The sequence below is a fragment of the Mangrovimonas sp. ST2L15 genome (assembly GCF_001280515.1).
In the GTDB taxonomy this organism is placed as follows: Bacteria; Bacteroidota; Bacteroidia; order Flavobacteriales; family Flavobacteriaceae; genus Mangrovimonas; species Mangrovimonas futianensis.
Genome location: NZ_LBIQ01000030.1, coordinates 600,305 through 624,022 on the forward strand (window position 1 = coordinate 600,305; position 23,718 = coordinate 624,022).

Genomic DNA, 23,718 nt, shown 5'->3' on the forward strand with positions numbered 1-23,718 from the left:
AAATTTTTTAACTGTCATCAAATCATCTGTTTGCTATATTCGTCTGTTATTTAAAGCCTAAATTAAAGAAATGACACGTTAAATGAACCGGATTATTACCTACATATTTTTAGTATTTACCACCGTTGGGCTAGCTCAAAATAAAGAGCAGGAGAAAAAGGAAGCTTTAGATTTAGAGCAGTCTAATGATATGGTTTATAACGGTAATGAATATTTAGGAAGTGATGATTATACCGCTGCAGAAATGGAGTATAGAAAGGCTATTTCCAAAAAATCCAGCAATGTTGCCGCATCCTATAACCTGGGGACCTCTTACTATCAAAACGGCAACATGGATGAGGCTCTTTTTAGATTGCAGGAAACTGTGAAAAAGGCGACTTCAAAGGAGGAAAAGCACAGAGCATTTCATAATATCGGTAATATTTTGATGAAGAATGAAAAGTGTAAGGAAGCCGTAGAAGCCTTTAAAAGTGCCTTAAGAAATGACCCTAAGGATGATGAAACCAGATATAACCTCGCGTTAGCTAAAGAATGTGCTAAACAACAGCAGGATCAAAATCAAGATCAAGACGATAATAAGGACCAAAATCAAGATCAGAACCAAGATCAAAATCAGGACCAGCAAAATCAGGATCAACAAGATCAAGAGAATAAAGACCAAGAAGGTGATCAAGATCAAGATCAAAAAGATGAGGGTGACCAAGAAAAGAAAGATGGGGACGATCAGAAGGATGACGAAGGCCAGCCTAAGGATGATAAACAAGATGAAGGCAAAGGAGATGATCAAAAGGATCAAAAACCGCCTCAACCACAACCAGGGCAGTTATCTCCTCAGCAAATTAAAAACCTGCTAGAGGCCATGAATAATCAAGAACAAAAGGTTCAGGAAAAAATGAATGCTGAAAAGCAGAAGGGCGTAAAAGTCCCAACAGATAAAGATTGGTAATGAAGATGATAAATGAAGCAAAATCCATGAAAACATTAAAGTACATATCAGTTCTACTTTTTCTACTTTCTACTGGCTTTGCTACAGCTCAAGTAACATTTGAGGCCAAGGTAAGTAAAACCACTTTAGGGGTCAATGAACGTCTTAGGGTGGACTTTGAGATGAACAAGGATGGTGATAATTTCAATCCTCCAAACTTTGACAACTTTATGGTTGTAGGCGGACCTAACCAAGCAGTAAGTCATTCTTGGGTGAACGGAAAGAAATCTTTCAGTAAAACCTATAGTTTTTATTTAGCTCCTAAAGGTTTGGGAACCTTCACAATCAAACAAGCAACTATAGAAATTGATGGTGAAATTTATAAAACCACACCAGTAAAAGTCAAGGTTACCAAGGCTGTTGATAAGCCAAAAGATGGAAATAATGCCGATTATATAGCTTCTGAAAATATTCATTTGGTGGCCGATGTTTCCAAAACAGACCCTTATTTGAATGAAGGCATTACCGTAGAATATAGGTTGTATGTTTCAGCCAACACAGGGGTTAGTAATTGGCGTGAAATAGAGAGCCCCAAATATAGTGACTTCTGGAGTCAGAACATTGATATTAAGGTGCCTAAAGTTCAAAATGGATCCTATAAAGGAGAACCTTATCGTTATGTCGTTTTAAGAAAAACTGTTTTATACCCTCAGAAATCAGGAAAACTGGAAATCGAACCTTTAAGCTTGGATATCACCATTGAGGTGCCAACTAATAGAAGGGATATTTTTGGGAGTCGTTTAATGACCCAAGTGCATAAAACCATTTCTGCTGGAAGTAAAACCATAAGGGTAAAACCTTTACCTGAAGAAGGGAAACCAGCTAATTTCACCGGAGCTGTTGGAGAGTTCGATTTTGCAGTAGTTACTTCAAAAACAGAGTTGAATGCTTCCGAATCCTTTAGAGCGAAATTAGAGGTAAAAGGAAAAGGAAACCTAAAGTTGTTTGAAATTCCAAAACCTACTTTCCCTAGTTCTTTGGAGGTGTATGAACCAGAACATGATGAAAATGTTAGGACAGATGAAAAATTAGGCATGAATGGAAGCATTTCAGATACCTATACCATCGTGCCTCAGTACAAAGGAAAGTACCCTATTCCAAGTATTTCCTTTTCATACTTTGACTTAAAAACAAAATCATATAAGGAGGTGTCTTCTGGTGAAATATTGATAAGTGTGATTGATGGACCAACTAATAATTCTTCTTCTGATAATGCGATTACATCTGTTAAAGCCAACAAACAGGAAGTAAAAACAAAAGGAAATCACTTAGCTTTTATAAAGACAGATACAAGTTTAAGCCCAATTGAAGGGGATGATTTTTTTGGCTCGAATGGTTTTTGGGCATTATTGTTGGCGCCTTTATTGGCCATTCCATTGGCTATAGTGTTTAGACGGAAAGCCGATGAGCGTCGTGCCGATGTGGTGGGAAATCGCTTGAGACAAGCAGATAAATTGGCCAAAAGGTATTTGGGAGAAGCCAAAAAATCACTTGGTAACAAAGAAGCATTTTATATTGCTCTGGAAAAAGCTTTGCATAATTATCTAAAAGCGAAATTGAGTATTGAAACGAGCGATATGAGTAAAGAAAAAATTCAAGCTCTGTTGCAAGAAAAAGGAGTAGAGGAGCCAACTGTTTTAAGCTTTATGCAGATTTTACATAACTGTGAATTGGCAAGATATACGCCCATAACACAGGTTGAAATGCAACAGGATTATCAAAAGGCAGCTGAGACTATTAATTTGGTTGATAAACAAATGCGATAAGGATGAAAGGATTGATGAGGATATATTTGTTTTTAAGTTTATTTTTTGTTGCTGGATTCTTAGGGTATTCGCAAAACGATTCTCTTTTTAAGCAAGGAAATAAACTTTACAATGATGGGGAATACCAAGCAGCTATAACTAAATATCAGAAGATATTAGAAAATGGGAAGCATTCGGCAGAAGTCTATTTCAATTTAGCCAATGCCCATTATAAATTAAATCATATAGCACCCAGTATTTATTACTACGAAAAGGCATTACAATTAAAACCCAATGATAAAGACATTAATAACAATGTCGGGTTTGCAAGGAATATGACCATTGATGCCATTGGAAAGGTGCCAGAAGTAGGTTTTTCAAGATTTATGAAATCCATTATTAATACCTTTTCATATAATACTTGGGGTATGATATCAATAGGATTCATGATTCTATTTGTTTTATTCTTTTTAACTTATTATTTTACCTATTCTACGGGGAAAAAAAGAGTTTCCTTTGTATTGAGTCTGTGTTCCTTTGGAGTCAGTCTTACCATGCTGTTTTTTGCTTTTAGTAAATCGGGACTGGACGCCAAGGACCAACCTGCCATTGTTTTTGCACAAGAAACCCAGGTGAAAAGCGAGCCCAATTTAAGAAGTAATGAGGTGTTCTTGTTACATGAAGGTACCAAGGTTCAAATCTTGGATACCGTTAATAATTGGAAGCGAATCAAATTAGCCGATGGAAAAACGGGTTGGATCATTGCAGGAGATTTGAAAGCCCTTTAGTTTTAGGTTAATTCTCAAATTTATTAATTGGCAAACCTTATATTTGTATAAGAATAATTTATACAAATGTTTAAACGGCTGGTTTCTACATTCTTTTTTGTGGTTTTTGTTGCATTTTTAACAGGGCCGACAATTCTCTCCATAATTGATGATGGTTATGATGTCACCGTGTTTTATAATTTGAACGAGGAAGAGAACATCCAAAAGGAAATTGCGAAACATTTAGAAGTTAAATTTTTAGAGAGTAATTACAGCCACTTAAACTCAGTATTTCAAGAGGACTCAGACCTTATAGTGTTTTACCAAAAGGCGTATGCACCTCTAAGTCAAGAAAATATTTACCCCCCTCCCGAGAAGCACTTGCATTAGTTTTATTTTTCGTTAACTTTTCTAAAAAAAGTTAAATACATAGTTATTATTTAACATCTAAAATAGCATAGTATGTTTAAAACAATTAAAAGTGACTTGCCGGCAAGTATTGTAGTGTTTTTTGTAGCCTTACCCTTGTGTTTAGGTATAGCTTTGGCTAGTGGGGCTCCTCTTTTTTCCGGATTAATTGCAGGAATTGTAGGCGGTATAGTTGTAGGGGCTTTAAGTGGGTCTAATATTGGTGTTAGTGGTCCAGCAGCAGGTTTAGCTGCTATTGTACTAACAGCCATAGGATCATTAGGGGGCTACCAAAATTTTTTAGTAGCCGTTGTTTTGGCTGGAATTATTCAAATCATTTTAGGATTCCTTAAAGCAGGAATTATAGGGTATTATTTCCCTTCCTCTGTTATTAAGGGGATGCTCACTGGAATAGGAATTATCATAATATTAAAACAAATCCCTCATTTTTTTGGATATGATGCAGAACCTGAAGGAGCTGATAGTTTTATAGAAGCCAGTGGAGAAAATACGTTTTCAGCCATCTTTCATGTAGCCGATAATATTTCTCTCGGTGCAACTTTAATAGGAATTGTGGGATTGTTAGTTATTTTGTTCTGGGATAACATCTTGGCTAAAAAAGCTAAATTTTTTAAGATTTTACAAGGCCCCTTGGTAGCAGTCGTATTAGGAATAGTATATTTTATTTTAACTCAATCCCATGAGTCTCTGTCAATAGATTCCTCACATCTCGTTTCGGTGCCTATTCCAGATGATTTGAATTCATTTTTAGGCCAGTTTAGTTTCCCTAATTTTTCAGCGATAACTAACTCAGAAGTTTGGTTGGTTGGTTTTACCATGGCTTTGGTAGCCAGTTTGGAAACTTTGTTGTGTGTGGAAGCTACTGATAAATTGGATCCAGACAAAAACGTAACACCAACCAATCGTGAATTACTCGCACAAGGTACCGGAAATATCATCTCTGGTTTAATAGGTGGTTTGCCCATAACACAGGTTATCGTGAGAAGTTCAGCAAATATACAATCTGGTGGGAAATCGAAATTATCTGCAATTATACATGGCTTCCTTTTATTAATTTCAGTTATTCTTATTCCAAGGTTATTAAACAAAATACCTTTATCAGTTTTAGCTGCCATCTTATTGGTAGTAGGCTATAAATTGGCTAAACCAAGTTTGTTTAAGAAAATGGTTAAGATGGGGTGGAAACAATATGTGCCCTTTTTTGTGACGGTATTGGGAATCGTATTTACTGATCTCCTTGTTGGAATTAGTTTGGGCTTAGGTGTTGGAATTATTATCATTTTGATCAAAAGTTATCAGAACTCTCATTTCTTACATATTGAAGATAGAAGTAATGACCGTCACAAAATAAAAATGACTCTTGCGGAGGAGGTCACCTTTTTTAATAAAGGGGCTATTCTAAAAGAATTGGAAAACCTTCCAAAAGATACGTATCTCGAGTTAGATTTAATAAATACGAGATACCTTGATCAGGACATCATTGAGATTTTAGAAGATTTCCTATACAAGGCAAAAGAAAGAAGAATAGATATCAAATTAGTTTCAAAAAGAGGGGTGGTTGAAAATCCAGAAAGTTTTGTGGAGTTTTTCAAGACACGGCCCAAATCAAGTAAAAGTTTAAGTTAATGGTTTCGCAAATTTTATCGAGAAGCAAACCAACGATCCAAATAGAAAATTATGAAAGCACATACTAAGGAAACACAAGCTACAATGACTCCAGAAAAGTCATTGCAATTCTTAAAAGAAGGAAATTTAAGATTCCAAAATAACTTAAAAGCCAATAGAAATTTATTGGAGCAAGTTAACGATACCAGTGAAGGACAATTCCCATTTGCAACCATTTTGAGTTGTATTGATTCCAGAGTTTCTGCAGAATTGGTTTTTGACCAAGGATTGGGAGATATTTTTAGTGTACGAATTGCAGGTAATTTTGTAAATGAAGATATCTTAGGAAGTATGGAGTTTGCATGTAAATTGGCAGGAACCAAACTTATTGTGGTTTTGGGTCATACCAGCTGCGGTGCTGTAAAGGGAGCCTGTGACCATGCTGAAATGGGAAATTTAACCAAGCTGATTGAAAAAATCACTCCGGCTGTGAAGGCAGTGAAAGAACCTTCTGAAGAAAGTATGAGAACCTCTGAAAATCTGGAGTTTGTTGATTCAGTTTCAGAGAAAAATGTTCATTTAACCATTGAAAGAATACATTCTGAAAGTCCTATTTTGGACGAAATGGAAAAAAATGGAGAAATTAAGATTATTGGAGCCATGTATGATATTAATACGGGAGCTGTTACATTTTTTGAATAGAAATAGAACATAGCGATTTTTAAAAAATTAATGATTTTGTATTTTTAATGTAGCACATGGACTTAAATAGAGTATTCGAAAATAACGAAATATGGATCCGAGAGAAATTGTCTAAGGACAAGGATTATTTCAATAAATTGGGCGCAGGTCAAAGTCCGCAATTTCTTTATATAGGTTGCTCAGACAGTCGGGTAGATGTCGAAGGACTTATGGGTTTGGAACCTGGAGAAGCTTTTGTCCATCGTAATATAGCCAACATGGTTATTGCAACCGATTTAAATGCCATGTCTGTGATAGAGTATGCTGTTAATCATCTCAAGGTTGCAGATGTGGTCGTTTGTGGACATTATGCCTGTGGAGGTGTTAAAGCAGCCATGTTATCGGAAGATCTGGGATTATTAAACCCATGGTTGCGAAGTATACGGGATGTTTACAGATTACATTCAGAAGAACTAAATGCTATTTTGAATGAAGATGAAAGGTATGATAGATTGGTAGAGTTGAATGTTCAAGAACAATGCGTCAACTTAATTAAAACTGCCGCTATACAAAAGGCTGTTAGAGAGCGAGGGTTAAAAGTTCATGGTTGGGTTTTTAATGTCCATACGGGAAAACTTATAGATCTAAAAATTGATTTTGAATCTATTCTGGAAACAATTAGGCAAATTTATCATTTAGATTAAATAAACCCTTAATAGTAAATCTAAAAAGCCATTGCATTTGCAATGGCTTTTTGACTTAAAAACTAATTCTACCTTTAAAATATAAAGTGCTTATTGTAATAAACTATAGACAAATTCTGGATAGCCACGTTCTCCTGATTCGTTAGACATAGCTAAAAATTTAAGCTTGTAAAGGTTGCCATCGGTATCTTTGACAATGTAAAAAACATTATCCTTAAGAGAAGGTTGAGTTCCAGGGCCACCGCCATTCCTCCAACTACTTCCTAAAGTTCTTTGGTCGTTATACACAAAATTATTTTCCACCACATTAGATAAAGCAAACGTGTTGTAAGTCATGTCAGTTTCCTCTTCGGTATCAATCATATATACACCAACATTAGCTTTTGAATTATTCACCACAAAATCTGAGTACCCATAGGCCCCATAATTTTCAATTAAATTGGTAAAGACGGTAAAGTTTAGATCCCAGTTTGTTGAGGTTGGTTCAATGTTAACTTCACTGTTTGTATTGAAACTAAAGAAAGTGAAGTTATAATCAGTATTTTTTGTAATAGTTACTTCTTGATGAGTGGTAGCATCCAATTCAGCATATTGCAAGATATAATTGTTTCCATCTTTTAACACACGGATTTTCATCCATCCCCGGCTTTCTCCCGTCACAGAAATGCTTCCAGTTTCAGGTGTGTCGGTTCCAACTTCATATCCTAAATTCAATAGGTATACTTTGTTATCAGAATCATTTTCAGAAATCTCTGCTATTGCAGTCCCAGAGATATCTCCGTTTGGCGCATCTACAAAGGCAGCACTCTCGCTTTGAAAGGTTCCAACCGCAGCAAAAGGTTGCAGTTCCTGTACCTCCTGGTCACTTGAGGTAACTACATCAATATCAGTGGTAGTAAGGGCGGCAGCGGCCATATAGATAGAACCGTTGATAGCTACTCTAAAGCTATCACCAGAGTAAAATCCCAAATCCCAAGAATCACGTTGGATGCTTGTAGTTGTATTAGTACTTAAATCTACATATACTTGGTTTTGTTGATTCGGTCCGCCTATTTCTGGAGTGACATTGGCACCCTCAATAATAATATTAATGGGTCCAGTGGGCGTGTCGTCTTCACTGCTACAACTTGTAAAACCCAAGACGGTAGCTATACATAAAACAGAAAAAAATTTGTTGATCATAATGGTTTTGATTTTAAATATTCAGATTGTATAAAAGTTTTAAATAATAGGAGCGTCCATAACCCAATAGCAGGGATTGACTTCCATTGGAATGTGTCCCTCCTGAAGCAGAATTGCTGATATCTACAGAGGTTATATCCAAAAGATTTCTGGCGCCCAAAGTAAGTGTGAGGGCATTGTTAAAAACCGATTTTTTCAAGGAGGCATCCAGCCACCCATAACCATTGGTAGTTTGCTTTGCATAAAGGGAATTTCCGTTGTCGTCTTCCCCAGAGGCTAAATAGGTTTGCTGTGGTCCTTGGTATTTGAAAAGCATGGTTACAAAAGTATTCCACTCCTTAAGGTGATAGGTACTACTGGTATTGATTTGGTAAGCATATAAAAAGTCATCATTGCCATTGACTTCATTATGGTTAATGCGGGAAATACCTTGGATGGTAGCACCTAGCTTTAAAGTCCATCGCTCTGTATTTATAGCATTGTCTGAGGTGATTCCCCATAGTTTGTAGGCATCAATATTAATGTATTGATATTGAAGAGGCAGAGTGTTTACAACCGCCAAGTCAATTTTGTCTTGAACATCTATAAAACTTAATTTCAGGGAATTCAACAAAGACATGTCACCTAGATAACTGTTCTTTTTAAAATTGATAAAAGCTGTAATTCCGTTTTCTGGTTTTAGGTTTTCATTGCCTCTTACATCGTGGTTGGAATCGACAAAGTAGTAATAGAGTTCTTCAAAATTTGGGGTTCTGTAAGAAGTGCCCACATTTGCTCGTAATTGAAAACCGTGGGATAATAAGTATCTGGCACTCAGACTACCGGTCAGTTGCGAGTGGTATTTGCTGTTGTACTCATAGCGTAATCCCGGTCTTAGCGATAGGGATTGGGTTACATTGTATTCCGACGAACCAAATAAGCCATAATTACCTTGAGTATGTGTTTTGTCTTGTTGTGTATAGTCCCCAGAAGCTTGGGTGTCAAACCCTTCAATATATCTAGTTTCATAACCCAATTGAAAATTGAAATCCTCACTTTTTATCAAATTATTGACAGCTCCTTTAGAGAAAATCACCTTGCTAGATTGGTAGGTTTCATTGGTTTCATCCGTTTTTTCTTTGGTAAGAATGTAGTAGTTAAATTCGTTAAGGTCTCTTTCTTGTTGTTGAAATGAAAAGGAAGCATCATAGTTGATTCCAGATTCCAATCGTCCATTGATATTGAGGTTGTTAACCCATCTATTGGTTCTGAAAATCTTATCCGAAGCTGATGGATTGCTGGTTTGAGTTTCAACATCTATGTTAGATCTTACAGCTCGGTCATAGTAGTTCAGGATTTCATTGAAATACTCAAACTTGTAATTCAAGTTGAATTTTTCTGTTCGGTAATTAATCATAGCGTTACCAGTCCATTGTGTTTTGGGCAACCACTCATAACCGCGTAAACTATCGTTGAAGTAATGGTCCCTACCTTGGCTATTATTTAAATAACCCGCAAATTGATTGCGGTTAAAACCTAGTTTTCCAAACCATTTGTCTGAAAAATTATGAGCTAAGTTTAAGCCTTGAATATGCCTCCCCTTGTCAAACCAAGCGTATTCATCGCCTACAGTTTCTTCTTGCAAAAGAGCTTCTAGTTTCCAGTTACTGTCAATGGATTTTTTCGTGATAATATTAATTACTCCTGAAACGGCATTGGCTCCGTATTCCACACCCATAGCACCTTCAACAATTTCAATGCGTTCAATGTCATCCAAATTGATTTGTGTAAGATCCATATTGTTCCCAAGTCCGTTATCACTAACAAGTGGGATATTATCTACCAAAATATTAAAGTATTGAGAGTCCAGACCGAAAAAGGAAATGGTTGATTTTCCAGATTGGGAATTGGGAATAATGGTAAGGTTTAAATTAAAGTTTAGCAGGTCTGCTAAATTATTGGCTGCTTGATTGTCTATTTGTTCACGTTTGATAACAATGACGTTATGCACCGATTTTTTTATGGATTGTGGATTGTATTGGCCCGTAACCACGACTTCAGTCAATTGTTCTGTAAGGGTTGAGTCTTGTTTGACCTCTTGGGAGAAGGTAAAGTAGCTTAAAAAAAGCAAAAAATAAATAACGATTTTATTTTTATTTAGACTCATTCTTGATTAGATTTGCTGCAAATATATCATTGTTATTTGAAATTAGTCTAAATAAGTATAAAAAATAAATCCAAAAATTATGAAACATGTTTTTACTTCACTTTGTTTAATCGTTTTATTAAACTTTTACGGGTTTTCTCAGTCTAAAAAACGACAAGATCAAGAAGCTATAAAAGAGATGTGTGGTTGTTATGAAGTAACTTTTAATTTTGCAGAAACTTTTGAATACTCTGGTGATTCCACTTATGTGCCTTCTAAAACAAAGCATGATCGCGGACTGGAATGGGTACAATTGGTTGAGGATGAATCCAACAAAATTTCGATGCAACATTTATTGATTGTAGGAAAACCAGATAGTCCATACATTGTGAAGCATTGGAGACAGGATTGGGAATTTGAAAACACCCACTTTTACATGTACGATCATGATAATAAATGGCAGTTTGTAACTCTTCCTAAAAATGATGTTAAAGGACAATGGACGCAAAAGGTGTTTCAAGTAGATGACAGTCCGCGTTACGAAGGTTCAGCTTCATGGGTTCATGTAGATGGCAAAAGCTATTGGGAAAATGAAGCTTCTGCACCACTTCCAAGACGGGAGTATACCACTAGAAGTGATTATAATGTAACTATCAGAAGAAACCGTCATGAAATAACCAAAAATGGTTGGATTCATGACCAAGATAATGACAAAGTGATTCGTGAAGCAGGTAAGGATGATGTAATTTTGGCGCAGGAAAAAGGATACAATACCTATGAGAAGGTCGATGATTCCAAATGTCAGGCAGCTCAAGATTATTGGTCCAAAAATCAAGGGAAATGGGCCGTGGTAAGAACAAAATGGAGTCAAGTATTTGCCAGACACCAAGATTTAATTCTTGCTGAAAAAGTAGATAATAAAGGACTGTTTAAATATTTGTTGGATGACGCAAACTACCAAACAGCTGATCAAATTAACCCAGTAATTGATTCCTTCGTAAAATAAGTTATATGATAAAGAATATTTTATTCGTTTTAGCACTAATTCAAGTAACGGTTGGTGTGTCTCAAGAAAATGTATTTCTGAACAGAGATTTTTGGAAAGCAAAACCTACCATGGCATTGGTAGATGAAAAGATTAAAGAGGGTAATGACCCAGCCCAAGCCAATGGGAACAATTTTGATGGTGTGGTAATGGCCATTTTAGCCGATGCTCCTTATGAAACCATCACTCACCTCATTTCTCAGAAGGGGAACGATGTTAATAAATTGACCCATGACGGTAGAACTTATGTGTTTTGGGCTGCCTACAACGGAAATACCGAATTGATGCAGTTTCTTATTGATCGTGGTGCAAGAATGGATATAACAGACGACCATGGTTTAACTCCTTTGAACTTTGCTGCAGGTCGCGGACAAATGAATACTAAGGTATATGATATTTGTTTAGCCAACGGTGCCAATCTTCAAAAGGATGTGAATAACCATGGCGCCAATGCCTTACTTCTTGCCGCTCCAAACGATCAAGATATTAAATTGATAACTTATTTTAAGTCTAAAGGACTTGATGTGAACAGTGTTGATAGAGAAGGTAACGGGGTGTTTAACTATGTGGCTAGAACTGGTAATCTAGAATTATTGAATCAACTTCTTGAAAAGGGAATCAAAGGAAATGATCAGGCCTTTTTATTTGCCGCTGCTGGTGCTAGAGGAAGTGCCAATGGAGTTGAGGTTTATAAATTTTTGGAGACTAAAGGTTTAACTCCAAATGTCACCAATGACGAAGGTCAAACCCCTTTACATATTGTCGCAGCTCGCAGTAAGGATAAGGAAGTTATAAACTATTTGTTGAAAAAAGGACTAAGTGTCAATCAGGAAGATCACAATGGCAATACCCCTTTCATGAATGCGTGTCAAAGAAATGAATTGGAAGTCGTTCAATTATTAGGGGAAGATGTCAAGCAAATCAACCATGCCAATAAAAAAGGTGAAACAGCTTTGTACTTGGCAATTGCAGGGAATAAATCCAATGTAGTAGGTTACTTGATAAATAAGGGAGCTGAAATAGGTGTAACAACTGCAGAAGGGAACAATTTGGTTTTTGCTTTGTTAGAATCTTACAATGCTAGGAACAAAGAAGCCTTCGATGGTAAGTTAAAACTATTAAGTGAAAAAGGTTTAGATCTCCAACAAGAACAAGGTAACGGTGATACATGGTACCACCTAGCGGTTAAAAAGGGAAGCAAGGAGCTTTTAGATATGGCTGCTAAAATGAATTTGGATATCAATGCCAAAAACAAGGAAGGAAATACGGCCTTACACTTGGCTGCTATGAAAGCTAAGGATGATCAAATCATGAAATGGTTGCTTAACCATGGTGCCAATAAAAAAATCACCACCGAATTTGAAGAAACAGCACACGATTTGGCACAAGAGAACGAGTTGTTAGAAAAGAATCAGGTATCAATAGAATTTTTAAAATAAATAAAATGTTTAAAAAAGTAAGTTTTTTATCATTCTTGACCTTGTTAGTATTAGGGTTTTACTCCTTTACTAATAATGTAGATCCTATTAAGTATAAATGTATGGTTCAAATGACCAATTATACTGGTGAAGGCGCGTATATCGTTATTTCGTTAATCAATCCAAAAGGGGATTATGAAGAAACGCTATATGTTCAAGGGGATGACAGTGAGTGGTACAATACTTTGGAATCTTGGTGGAAATTTTATGGTAAAAAGCGTAATAACATCGATGCCATTACAGGAGCCACTATTTCTGGAGGGGAACGAACCATTTCTGTTATTTCCATAGATGATTCAAAAATCAATGCAGGTTATAAAATTCGATTTGAGACCGCAGTTGAAGATCAAGAATATTATCAAACGGATTTGGAATTTCCGTTAACTACTGAGAGTATTAAAGACAAACATGAAGGAACAGGATTTATCCGATATGTTCGTATGATGCCTAATTAAAGAAACATTTATGACCATTTCAATTTGGAGATACAGTCACTTGGCGTTGGCTGTATCTTCCTTTGTATTTATTCTTTTGGCCTCGATTACCGGAATTATTTTGGCATTTCAGCCTATTTCGGAACAAATGCAGCCCTATCATGTTTCCGATTTGGGCCAAGTTTCTTTGGCGGAAACCGTAGCTGTTTTTAAAAAGAATTATTCAGAGATTATTGAAATAAATATTGATGCAAATGGTTTTGTTGCGGCTTCTGTTTTTACAGAAGATGGTGAAAATTTAGAAGGATATTTCAATCCAGAAACAGCGCAGTATTTAGGGGAGAAAATAAAACCATCACCTTTTTTTCAATGGGTCACCAATTTCCATAGGTCCTTATTTTTAAAAAGCACAGGGAGGTTTCTAGTGGGGCTTTTCTCCTTCTTTTTGTGTTTAATTGCGCTCTCTGGATTAGTCTTGGTGATTAAACGACAAAGAGGACTCAAACAGTTTTTCTCCAAGGTTGTCAATGAAAACTTTAACCAGTATTGGCATGTTGTATTAGGCAGATGGTCATTGATTCCAATAATTATAATTAGTTTAACAGGAGTCTATTTATCCTTAGAAAAGTTTGATGTTTTACCCCAAGAAGCAAATGGACACCATGTAAATTTCGAAACGCTTAAAGCAAGTCCTGTCAAACCTATTTCTGTATTTAATTCCACTCAACTTTCTGAAGTTAAGTCCTTGGAATTTCCATTCTCTGATGATGTAGAAGATTATTTTATTCTGAAACTAAAAAATAGGGAGCTAGCCATAAATCAGTTTACTGGCGAGATTTTAAGTGAGATTCCGCAGTCTAATTTCCAACTGTTGTCCAGATTAAGTTTGAATCTGCATACAGGTAAGGGAAGTATATTATGGTCTTTAATTTTAGCTATAGCAGGAGTCAATATTATCTATTTTGTGTATTCCGGTTTTGCCATGACCTTAAAACGTCGGAAGTCGCGCTTGAAGAATAAATTTAAAAAGAATGACTGTGAGTATATCATTTCGGTCGGTTCAGAAAACGGTTCTACTTTTAGTTATGCCCAAGTGCTCTATGAAGGATTGCTAAAGGCCAATAAAAAAGTGTTTATTTCAGAATTGAATGATTTTGGAGATTACCCAAATGCCAAACATCTTATTGTCATGACGGCGACTTATGGTCAGGGCGAAGCACCAACAAATGCCAATAAGTTTTTGGACATCGTAAAGGACATGAAGCCATCAGGAGTCAACTATTGTGTGGTAGGGTTTGGATCTTTGGCTTATCCAGATTTTTGTCAATTTGCCTTTGATGCAGATGAAATAATGAATTCTAGATTTTCTCAGTTTTTGAAGCCATTCACCATTAATGATAAATCCATAGAATCTTTTCAGAAATGGGTTAATAGGTGGTCAAAAAAAGCAGAAATTCCGCTATCGATAGCATTGGAAGAGCTTCAAACAAAACCAAAACTAACCAAAAAGGCAACCATTCTTTCCAAAACGGATGTCCATAATCAACCAGATGATACTTTTTTATTAACGCTTAAATCCAAAGGGTATCAGAGGTTTCAATCTGGTGATTTATTGGCTGTTTATCCCAAAAATGATTATAGGGAACGTTTGTATTCTATTGGGAAAGTGAAGGGCCACATGCAATTGAGCATTAAGTTTTATGAGAACGGTCTGGGATCAAATTACCTTTATAACGGCGAAGCAGGAGATATTCTAAAAGGAAAAATTATAAGTAATACCCATTTTCATCTTCCAAAGAAGAAATCTCAAGTCATGATGATTGCCAACGGTACTGGGGTTGGCCCATTTTTAGGGATGATTGATGAAAACAAAAAACATGACATTCAATTGTATTTAGGGTTAAGAACCCAAGATTCCTATGAGCTCTATAAATCACAGGTTGAGGGCTATTTACAAGATAGGAAACTTCGTGGTTTTCAATTGGCATTGTCTCGGGAGCATCATAAAGCGTATGTACAAGACCTACTTTTGAATGATGCCGAAAAGGTTGCAAAATTACTGTTGAATGGAGGAACCATCATGCTTTGTGGCTCCTTGGCTATGCAGAACGGAGTCATAAATGCTTTGGAAACTATATGTTCTGACTATGCTCAAAAACCATTAAGTTATTTTCAAAAGGAACAGCAATTAAGGATGGACTGTTACTAGGAAGCGTTTTCATCTTCTTTAGTGGGACGCTCTATCGCATTAGCATTTCGGTCCATAATAATCGGGAAAATGGTAGGCAATAAAGATTGAACCGGTTCATAAAGCACAGAGTCCTTCATGTGCTCTTCTTGTCCCAAATCGATAGTATCATTATATTTCCCGTAAATGACCAAAAGAGCACTTAGAATCAATGCTATTTTAAGTCCGCCAAAAATGGCTCCAAGTAACCTATTTAAAATACCCAATGCTGCAAAATCGGCCAGTTTAGTTAAAGCTTTCCCTGCAAGGGCAATAGCTAAAACGATAATTAAAAAAGTAATGGCAAAAGCTACAATGGAAATGGTATTTTCTTCCCACTCAAAATGTTCTTTGAGAAGGTCAGAGGCGAAATAACTGAAGTGAATCGCTCCAAAGACACCCGCTACCAGGGCAACCAAAGATGCAATTTCTACAAACAGACCTTTCATAAACCCTCGAACAATTCCGAATAATATGAGGGCGGCCAAAACAATATCAATAATGCTCATAGGTGTATTATTTCTGTAAATATACTGTAACTTTGCAACTTTAAAATTATTATGTCTAGAGACGAACAATTAAAGGAACGTTGGGAACTCGTAGTGACCAAATTATCCACTCAATTTGCAGACGGAGACCCATTAGATCTGGATGCTATTATCTATTTAATAGGGGTTCAGGAATTGGGACAGTTACATAGAAAATTTAAAAAAGACCATAAAGTCGATTTGATGCATATAGCTATTTGTAGGCTATTGGAGCCATATGGCTATTATGAGTTTGATTTCTTTGATGATGAGGGATGGCCTCATTATAAAGTCAAGGAACAACTTCCTAATTTAAAATCTGGAGAGCAAAGTGTTTTAATGAAGGAAGCCATTGTAAACTATTTTTTGGAAACAGAATATATCAAGTAAGATTTATTAAATTTGCCACTCATTTTTAGGAGTTATGATAGATAAGATTAAAGAGTTGATTGCTGAAGCAGAGGAATTTAAAGCTCAGTCGAAAGATGAGATTGAAGCTTTCCGAATCAAATATTTAGGTAAAAAGGGTTTGCTTAATGACTATTTCAAGGAGTTCAAGAATGTTGCAAACGATCAAAAAAAGGAATTTGGACAAACTATCAATACTCTAAAATCTACGGTTCAGGAGAAGGTAAATACTCTAAAGGAAGAGTTTGAAAGCAAGGAAGAGGAAAAGGGTATTTATGGGGATTTAACCCGACCAGGCGAACCTATTGAAATTGGGTCTAGACATCCTATTTCCATAGTAAAAAATCAAATTATAGATATATTTTCGAGGATAGGTTTTAACGTGAGTGAAGGACCAGAGATTGAAGATGACTGGCATAACTTTACAGCATTGAACTTGCCTGAATACCATCCAGCTAGAGATATGCAGGATACCTTTTTTATTCAAACCGATCCAGATATTCTTTTAAGAACACACACCAGCTCTGTTCAGGTGAGATATATGGAGAATAACAAGCCTCCAATTAGAACGGTGTCTCCAGGAAGGGTTTATAGAAATGAGGCTATTTCAGCTAGATCACATTGTTTCTTCCATCAAGTGGAAGGGTTGTATATTGATAAGGATGTAAGTTTTGCGGATTTAAAGCAAACGCTTCAGTATTTTACTACGGAGATGTTTGGGAAATCAAAGATTAGGTTACGTCCTTCTTATTTCCCGTTTACGGAGCCAAGTGCTGAGGTTGATGTATATTGGGGCTTGGAAACGGAAGTAGATTATCGCATTACCAAAGGAACCGGTTGGTTGGAAATCATGGGTTGTGGAATGGTAGATCCTAATGTATTGGAGAATTGTGGAATCGATTCAAAAACCTATTCTGGATTTGCCTTTGGTATGGGAATTGACAGAATCGCCATGTTGCTTCATCAAATAGGCGATATTCGACTGTTAAGTGAAAATGATGTTCGTTTCTTAGAGCAGTTTAAGTCCGCTTTATAAAAAGCACCACATAAATAGATTTGAAGTCCGATAAACATCGGACTTTTTTTATTTAACAATTTTTTAACTTCGATAAGTTCGGAATTGTCCGAACCAAACGTACCTTTGTTTCAAACTTTCTGAAAATGGACCAAGATCTGGTAGAAAAAAAGAAGCTTTTAATTGAGAAGTTAGGTGTGTTTATTGAAAAAAGAGACAATCTAGCTCCAGTTGCAGCAAGAATACTGTCCTATATTATTCTAACGGGGAAAACCGGAACTACCTTTGAAGATTTGGTGACCGATTTATGTGCGAGTAAAAGTACTATTTCAACCCACCTAAATCATCTTTTGGATTTAAAGTCTCTTAATTATTTCACCAAACCTGGAGATAGAAAAAAATACTATATCCTGAATAGAGATTCCATAATACAAAACATGGATAAAATGATTCAAATGTGGAAAGCTGAGTTGGACCTTCATTTGGAAATTAAACAATACAAAAAAGACAAGAATGTAATACTTGACGATGAGTCAAAATTTGAAATGACATTTCATGACGATTATATCACTTATTTAAATGTGGTGATGGAGTCAGTAGTAATATTAAAAGAAAAATTAACCGAAACACATTCATAATCCGAGTACATTAAAATGAAAACATTGAATTATCGCCTAGTATCGCTTTTTATATTGTCGATTTGGATATATAGCTGTAAACAAGAACCTCAGCAAAGCCAACAACAAGCTCAGGCATTACCATTTGCCGTTACTGAAATTCCTCAAAAGGACATTACATCCTATGTGACTTATCCAACAACCATAGAAGGAACTATAAATAGTGAAGTTCGTGCTAAGGTTTCAGGATACATTCAAAAGGTTTTAGTAGATGAGGGGCAAAAAGTAAAAAGGGGACAAGCTTTATTTAAGCTAGAAACCCAAAGTTTGAGCCAAGATGCCGAAGCAGCCAAGGCAAGTGTCAATGTGGCGCAAGTTGAGGTTGAAAAATTAAAGCCATTGGTAGACAAGAACATCATCAGTCCGATGCAATTGGAGACGGCTAAAGCTAATTTAGCTCAAGCCAAAAGTAACTACAACAGTATTTTGGCTAACATAGGCTATGCTACTGTTACAAGTCCTGTTGATGGATATGTAGGCGCTATTCCTTATAGAGAAGGGTCTTTAGTAAGTGCTACAAATGCTAGACCTTTAACCACTGTCGCTAGTATTGAAAACGTATATGCCTTTTTCTCAATGAATGAAACGGAGTACCTGAACTTTTTACAACAGACCGAGGGTAAAACGCTTCAAGATAAAATAAACAATTTCCCAAAGGTGGGATTGCTTTTGGCTAATGGTCAAGCATATGACCAGAAGGGAACTATAGAAACAGTAACGGGTCAAATAGATGCAAACACAGGTACTGTTAGTTTTAGAGCTACCTTTAGTAATCCTAATCTATTACTTACTAATGGGAATAGTGGAACTATTGAAATTCCTAAAAATTATGAAAATGCTGTGGTAGTTCCACAGTCAGCAACTTTTGAGCAACAAGGACAAACCTTTGTATATAAAGTGGACGAATCGAATACAGCAGTGGCAACTTTGATAACTATTGCAGATAAGTCAAATGAACTATATGTTGTGGGGTCTGGTGTTAAGGCTGGAGACCTTATTGTCGTTAAGGGAATCGGAAAATTACGTAATCGTACACCGATACAACCACAAAAGATGGCTTTTGATAGTATTGTTAAGCCTATTAAACCTCTTTTTCAATAATATTTAGAAGACAGAAATTATGTTAAAAACATTTATAGAAAGACCGGTATTGTCTACCGTTATTTCCATCATTATAGTGATTCTGGGTGTTCTGGGCTATACCACGTTGCCCGTAGAACAGTATCCAGATATTGCACCACCAACCATTCAGGTGAATGCGACTTATCCAGGAGCAAGTGCCGAAACTATTTTGGAAAGTGTGATTATCCCGATTGAAGAGCAGATTAACGGTGTTGAGGGGATGACTTATATGACCTCTTCTGCTGCCAACAACGGTACCGCTAATATTACCGTTTTCTTCGATCAAGAAATGGATCCGGATATTGCTGCGGTAAACGTTCAAAATAGAGTGTCGCGTGCTAATCCCTTATTGCCTCAAGAGGTTGTACAAACTGGGGTGACCACACAAAAACAGCAAACATCAGCTTTGATGTTCCTTTCCGTATATTCAGCAAATGATGATTACAATGCAACATTCGTTCAGAATTATTTAAAAATCAACGTTATTCCTGCATTACAAAGGGTTAATGGTGTTGGTGACGTCAACGTATTTTCCAACCAGGATTATGCAATGCGTGTTTGGTTGAAACCAGAAAAATTGGCCGCCTATAATTTAGTTCCAAGTGATGTAACTGCTGCCTTACGTGAGCAAAGTTTAGAGGCTTCTGCCGGATCGTTAGGTCAGAATGACGGACAGGCATTTTCATATAATATCAAGTATAGTGGTCGTTTTAAAACTGAAAAACAATATGAAGATATTATTGTAAAAGCTCTTGACAATGGAGAATATTTGAGGCTTAAAGATGTTGCTAAGATAGAATTAGATGCTCAAGGATATGACTCATACGGTTTTACAGAAGGGCATCCAAGTGTCAATATGGGTATTTACCAAACGGCAGGGTCGAATGCACAAGAGATTATCAATAGTATTAAAATAGAATTAGATCGTTTGTCTAAGGATTTTCCAGATGGGATTGATTATGAAATCAATTATGATACCAATAACTTCTTGACTGCTTCCATGAATAAGGTTAGAAATACCTTGGTAGAAGCTTTCTTGTTGGTATTTCTGGTAGTGTTTATTTTCTTGCAGGATTTCCGGTCTACTCTTATTCCAGCCATTGCAGTGCCAGTGGCAATTGTTGGAACCTTCTTTTTCTTGAATTTATTTGGTTACTCCGTAAACTTATTAACCCTTTTCGCCTTGGTATTGGCAATTGGTATTGTGGTGGATGACGCCATTGTAGTTGTTGAGGCGGTACACGCCAAAATAGATCAAGGGGCTAAAAGTGCGAAAACAGCAACATTAGATGCGATGCATGAAATTTCGGGAGCCATTATCTCAATTACTTTAGTTATGGCGGCCGTATTTATACCTGTAACTTTTATTCAGGGGCCAACAGGAGTATTTTACGAACAATTTGGTGTCACATTGATTGTTGCTATTTTAATATCGGCGGTGAATGCCTTGACCTTAAGTCCAGCATTGTGTGCGTTACTTTTAAAGGGTCATGACGACCATGAGGATAAAAAGAAAAGTTTCCTTCAAAAATTCTACGATAGATTTAATGCTGGGTTTAATGCTACCACCGAGCGCTATGGAAGATCTTTAACATTTTTATACAAAAACAAGTGGGTTTCAGCTGTTATTTTAATATTGTCAGGAGTTGGGATATACTGGGCAGCAAATAGTACACCTACAGGTTTCGTGCCTAATGAGGACCGTGGAATCATCTTTATGAATGTGGAATTACCTGCGGGTGCTTCTATGGATAGAACCAGTATGGTAACCCAAGAAATGTATCAAAAAGCCAAACAAATTCCTGGTGTAAGAGGAGTTACTGTAATCAATGGTAGAAGTTTAATTAGTGGTGCTGGTACCAATTATGGTCTGGGATTCGTAAAATTAAATGATTGGTCAGAACGTGAAAGTGAAGATCAATCCTCCAATGCCATTATAGGTAAATTATTTGGAATAGCAGCGAGTATTCCAGATGCCAATATTATATTCTTTGCACCACCAAGTATTCCAGGATTTGGACTTTCTGGAGGATTTGAAGTGAACTTGTTAGATAAATCAGGAGGAAGCTTTGAAGATTTAGATGCTACCACCCAGCAGTTTATAGGTAATTTGATGAAACACCCAGAAATTCAGTATGGACAATCGTCATTTAACACCAAATATCCGCAGTATGAATTGGATATCAATGTGCCATTAGCAAAACGTTTTGGGGTGCCTATCAGTAGCATTTTCTCAACCCTACAGGGTTATATCGGAGGGGTATATGCAGCAGACTTTGCAAGATTTGGTAAGCAATACCGTGTATATGTACAAGCGCAACCTGAAGATAGAAGTGATGCTAGTTCCTTGAATGAATTATATATTAAGACCGGTAGTGGTGATATGGCGCCAATCACGCAGTTTGTAAGTTTAAAGCGCGTTTATGGTCCGCAAACGGTAACCCGTTTTAACCTTTATAATTCAGCAAAGATTAGTGGGGCATCTAATCCAGGATTCAGTACAGGTGACGCCATTGCCATTGTTAATGAAGAGATCAAAGGATTACCTAGTAATTATGAAGTAGCTTATTCAGGGTTATCCCGTGAAGAGGTAAGTGCAGGTAACCAAACAGTCGTTATTTTCCTTTTGGTAATTGTGTTTGTATACTTCTTGTTGGCAGCGCAATATGAAAGTTATCTATTACCATTTGCAGTTATCTTGTCGTTGCCTTTAGGAGTATTTGGAGCGTTTTTCTCAACCAAAGTCATGGGATTGGAAAACAACATCTATTTCCAAATTGCCTTGATCATGTTGGTAGGGCTCTTGGCTAAGAATGCTATTTTAATTGTGGAATTTGCGTTGCAGCGACGCCGACATGGTGAAGACCTAGTAGATGCTGCCATACATGGAGCTAAAGCTCGTTTAAGACCTATTTTGATGACATCTTTTGCGTTTATCCTAGGTTTAATGCCACTAGTATTGGCAAAAGGAGTAGGTGCTGAAGGAAACAATTCCATTGGGACTGGTGCGGCAGGAGGTATGTTGATAGGTACTATTTTAGGAGTATTTGTTATCCCCATCTTGTTTATACTATTCCAATGGTTACAAGAAAAAGTATCAAGTAAACCAGCTGTTGTTGAAATAAAAGAAGAAAATTAATCATGATTTCTATTATAAAAAATATTCTTATGAACCGTGTGGTATTAATAGTGCTTGCAGCTTCAACTTTGCAAAGTTGTTTTGTTGCCAAGGAATACCAGAGACCGGAATTTGAAGAAACAACCAATCTTTACAGGACAGATAATTTGCCACAAGATAGTTTGTCAATGGCAGATGTATCATGGAAAGAGATGTTCACAGATCCTTATTTGATACAATATATTGAAGAAGGTTTACAAAACAACTTGGACATTCGTGTGGCTATCCAACAAATGGCTGCAGCAGAAGCTTATATGAAACAAGGAAAAGCTGGGTATTTGCCAAGTCTAAGTGCTGGAGCTTCAATGACCCATCAAGAATTGTCTAAAAATAGTCAATTTGGTTCCTTCTTTAATGGTGCTATTAACCAGTATGAGATCACTGGAAATCTATCTTGGGAAGCGGATATCTGGGGTAAAATAAGAAGTAATAAAAGAGCGGGTGAGGCGAATTATTTACAAAGTGTTTCCGCACACCAGGCTGTAAAAACCGAATTGATAGCGAGTATAGCCACTACTTATTACAGTCTTTTGGCTTTAGATTCTCAAAAGGCAGTTACCGAGCAAACCATTGCAGCAAGAGAAAGTAGTGTAACTACCATCCAAGCTTTAAAGGACGCAGGTCAGGTAAATCAGGTGGCTGTAGATGGAAATATCGCGCAGTACAACAATGCAAAAGCACTATTGATAGATGTTGAAGTTGCCATTTTCCAAACTGAAAACACATTGAATTTATTGCTGGGAAGACCGGCCCAAGAAATTCAAAGAACCCAGTTGGATGGTCAAAACCTTCAAGCCGAAATTAAATTGGGAGTACCTGCAACGTTGTTACGTAATAGGCCAGATGTGATGGCTTCAGAATATGCCTTGATCAATGCGTTTGAATTGACAAATGTGGCGAAAAGTAACTTTTATCCATCGCTTACCATTACGGCTTCAGGTGGGTTGCAAAGTTTGGAATTGGATGAATTGATTAATGTCAATTCTCTTTTTGCCAATATCGTTGGTGGATTGGCTCAGCCTATTTTCAATAAAAGGGCTATTAAAACACAACATGAAGTGGCATTGGCACAACAGGAACAAGCATTGTTGAACTTTAAGAGAGCTTTGTTGGTTTCAGGTAATGAAGTTTCTAATGCTTTATATAACTATGATGCCTTAACAGAAAAATATGACTTTAGGGAAAAGGAAGTAGAAGCTTTAAGACAAGCTGAAACAAATTCTGAGGAGTTATTGGTTAATGGTTATGCCACATACTTAGATCTGTTAACTGCCAGACAAAATGCACTAAGTGCAGAGTTGAATTTGATAGACAACAAACTTCAGCAATTATTGAGTGTGGTCAATTTATACAAAGCCCTTGGTGGTGGATGGAAATAATAATT

General features: G+C 36.6%; 20 protein-coding genes. 17 read left to right on the plus strand and 3 right to left on the minus strand.

What is annotated here, in order from left to right; translation table 11 throughout:
* Window positions 1-82: 82 nt before the first annotated feature.
* The 7 genes from ZA07_RS06550 (at window position 83) to ZA07_RS06580 (ending at window position 6,916) form a co-directional block, all read left to right on the plus strand.
* Window positions 83-946 carry a tetratricopeptide repeat protein gene (locus tag ZA07_RS06550; RefSeq protein WP_053970915.1) on the plus strand — a complete coding sequence of 288 codons (864 nt, stop codon included), beginning with the start codon at window positions 83-85 and terminating at the stop codon, window positions 944-946.
* A gap of 26 nt (window positions 947-972) precedes the next feature.
* On the plus strand, window positions 973-2,751 hold the full coding sequence (locus ZA07_RS06555) for a BatD family protein (RefSeq protein ID WP_053972072.1): 1,779 nt from the start codon (window positions 973-975) through the stop codon (window positions 2,749-2,751).
* Between the two features lie 2 nt (window positions 2,752-2,753).
* The gene (locus tag ZA07_RS06560) at window positions 2,754-3,518 is read left to right on the plus strand and encodes a tetratricopeptide repeat protein (protein ID WP_053970916.1); all 765 of its coding nucleotides are present in this window, start codon (window positions 2,754-2,756) and stop codon (window positions 3,516-3,518) included.
* Between the two features lie 66 nt (window positions 3,519-3,584).
* Window positions 3,585-3,887, plus strand: coding sequence for a hypothetical protein (locus ZA07_RS06565; protein ID WP_053970917.1), 303 nt, complete (start codon window positions 3,585-3,587; stop codon window positions 3,885-3,887).
* A 72-nt stretch (window positions 3,888-3,959) separates the two neighbouring features.
* Complete coding sequence (locus ZA07_RS06570; RefSeq protein WP_053970918.1) at window positions 3,960-5,552, plus strand: SulP family inorganic anion transporter; 1,593 nt, start codon at window positions 3,960-3,962, stop codon at window positions 5,550-5,552.
* A gap of 51 nt (window positions 5,553-5,603) precedes the next feature.
* The gene (locus tag ZA07_RS06575) at window positions 5,604-6,233 is read left to right on the plus strand and encodes a carbonic anhydrase family protein (RefSeq protein WP_053970919.1); all 630 of its coding nucleotides are present in this window, start codon (window positions 5,604-5,606) and stop codon (window positions 6,231-6,233) included.
* Between the two features lie 56 nt (window positions 6,234-6,289).
* Window positions 6,290-6,916 (plus strand): carbonic anhydrase, encoded by a 627-nt coding sequence (locus ZA07_RS06580; protein ID WP_053970920.1) that lies wholly within the window; start codon window positions 6,290-6,292, stop codon window positions 6,914-6,916.
* 90 nt (window positions 6,917-7,006) lie between these two features.
* Here ZA07_RS06580 and ZA07_RS06585 read toward each other — a convergent pair whose 3' ends face one another.
* Both ZA07_RS06585 and ZA07_RS06590 read right to left on the minus strand, forming a co-directional pair.
* The gene (locus tag ZA07_RS06585) at window positions 7,007-8,098 is read right to left on the minus strand and encodes an HmuY family protein (RefSeq protein WP_053970921.1); all 1,092 of its coding nucleotides are present in this window, start codon (window positions 8,096-8,098) and stop codon (window positions 7,007-7,009) included.
* 13 nt (window positions 8,099-8,111) lie between these two features.
* Complete coding sequence (locus tag ZA07_RS06590) at window positions 8,112-10,244, minus strand: TonB-dependent siderophore receptor (RefSeq protein ID WP_053970922.1); 2,133 nt, start codon at window positions 10,242-10,244, stop codon at window positions 8,112-8,114.
* Window positions 10,245-10,323: 79 nt separating this feature from the next.
* On the opposite strand from ZA07_RS06590, the gene ZA07_RS06595 reads away from it, so the two are divergent.
* From ZA07_RS06595 to ZA07_RS06610, 4 genes are read left to right on the plus strand one after another with little or no spacing between them, the layout of a single operon-like run.
* A complete protein-coding gene (locus ZA07_RS06595) occupies window positions 10,324-11,229 on the plus strand; it encodes a DUF6607 family protein (RefSeq protein WP_053970923.1) in 906 nt (301 codons plus the stop codon).
* Between the two features lie 5 nt (window positions 11,230-11,234).
* Window positions 11,235-12,707, plus strand: a complete 1,473-nt coding sequence (locus ZA07_RS06600; protein WP_053970924.1) for an ankyrin repeat domain-containing protein — start codon at window positions 11,235-11,237, stop codon at window positions 12,705-12,707.
* 5 nt (window positions 12,708-12,712) lie between these two features.
* Complete coding sequence (locus tag ZA07_RS06605) at window positions 12,713-13,201, plus strand: DUF2271 domain-containing protein (protein ID WP_053970925.1); 489 nt, start codon at window positions 12,713-12,715, stop codon at window positions 13,199-13,201.
* Window positions 13,202-13,211: 10 nt separating this feature from the next.
* Entirely contained in the window at window positions 13,212-15,389 is a 2,178-nt protein-coding gene (locus tag ZA07_RS06610) for a PepSY domain-containing protein (protein WP_053970926.1), read from the plus strand.
* Here the strand turns inward: ZA07_RS06610 and ZA07_RS06615 are convergent.
* The gene (locus ZA07_RS06615; protein ID WP_053970927.1) at window positions 15,386-15,916 is read right to left on the minus strand and encodes a CvpA family protein; all 531 of its coding nucleotides are present in this window, start codon (window positions 15,914-15,916) and stop codon (window positions 15,386-15,388) included. The genes ZA07_RS06610 and ZA07_RS06615 overlap by 4 nt on opposite strands.
* 51 nt (window positions 15,917-15,967) lie before the next feature.
* Here ZA07_RS06615 and ZA07_RS06620 point away from each other — a divergent pair, with 51 nt between their 5' ends.
* From ZA07_RS06620 to ZA07_RS06645, 6 genes are all read left to right on the plus strand, one after another.
* Entirely contained in the window at window positions 15,968-16,324 is a 357-nt protein-coding gene (locus ZA07_RS06620; protein WP_053970928.1) for a hypothetical protein, read from the plus strand.
* Between the two features lie 34 nt (window positions 16,325-16,358).
* The gene (gene pheS / locus ZA07_RS06625; protein WP_053970929.1) at window positions 16,359-17,378 is read left to right on the plus strand and encodes a phenylalanine--tRNA ligase subunit alpha; all 1,020 of its coding nucleotides are present in this window, start codon (window positions 16,359-16,361) and stop codon (window positions 17,376-17,378) included.
* Between the two features lie 125 nt (window positions 17,379-17,503).
* Window positions 17,504-17,995: a GbsR/MarR family transcriptional regulator gene (locus tag ZA07_RS06630; RefSeq protein WP_053970930.1), complete on the plus strand. Its 492-nt coding sequence runs from the start codon at window positions 17,504-17,506 to the stop codon at window positions 17,993-17,995.
* A gap of 15 nt (window positions 17,996-18,010) precedes the next feature.
* A complete protein-coding gene (locus ZA07_RS06635; RefSeq protein WP_053970931.1) occupies window positions 18,011-19,135 on the plus strand; it encodes an efflux RND transporter periplasmic adaptor subunit in 1,125 nt (374 codons plus the stop codon).
* Window positions 19,136-19,154: 19 nt separating this feature from the next.
* Window positions 19,155-22,295: an efflux RND transporter permease subunit gene (locus tag ZA07_RS06640; RefSeq protein WP_053970932.1), complete on the plus strand. Its 3,141-nt coding sequence runs from the start codon at window positions 19,155-19,157 to the stop codon at window positions 22,293-22,295.
* A 2-nt stretch (window positions 22,296-22,297) separates the two neighbouring features.
* Window positions 22,298-23,713, plus strand: coding sequence for an efflux transporter outer membrane subunit (locus tag ZA07_RS06645; protein WP_053970933.1), 1,416 nt, complete (start codon window positions 22,298-22,300; stop codon window positions 23,711-23,713).
* Window positions 23,714-23,718 lie beyond the last annotated feature (5 nt).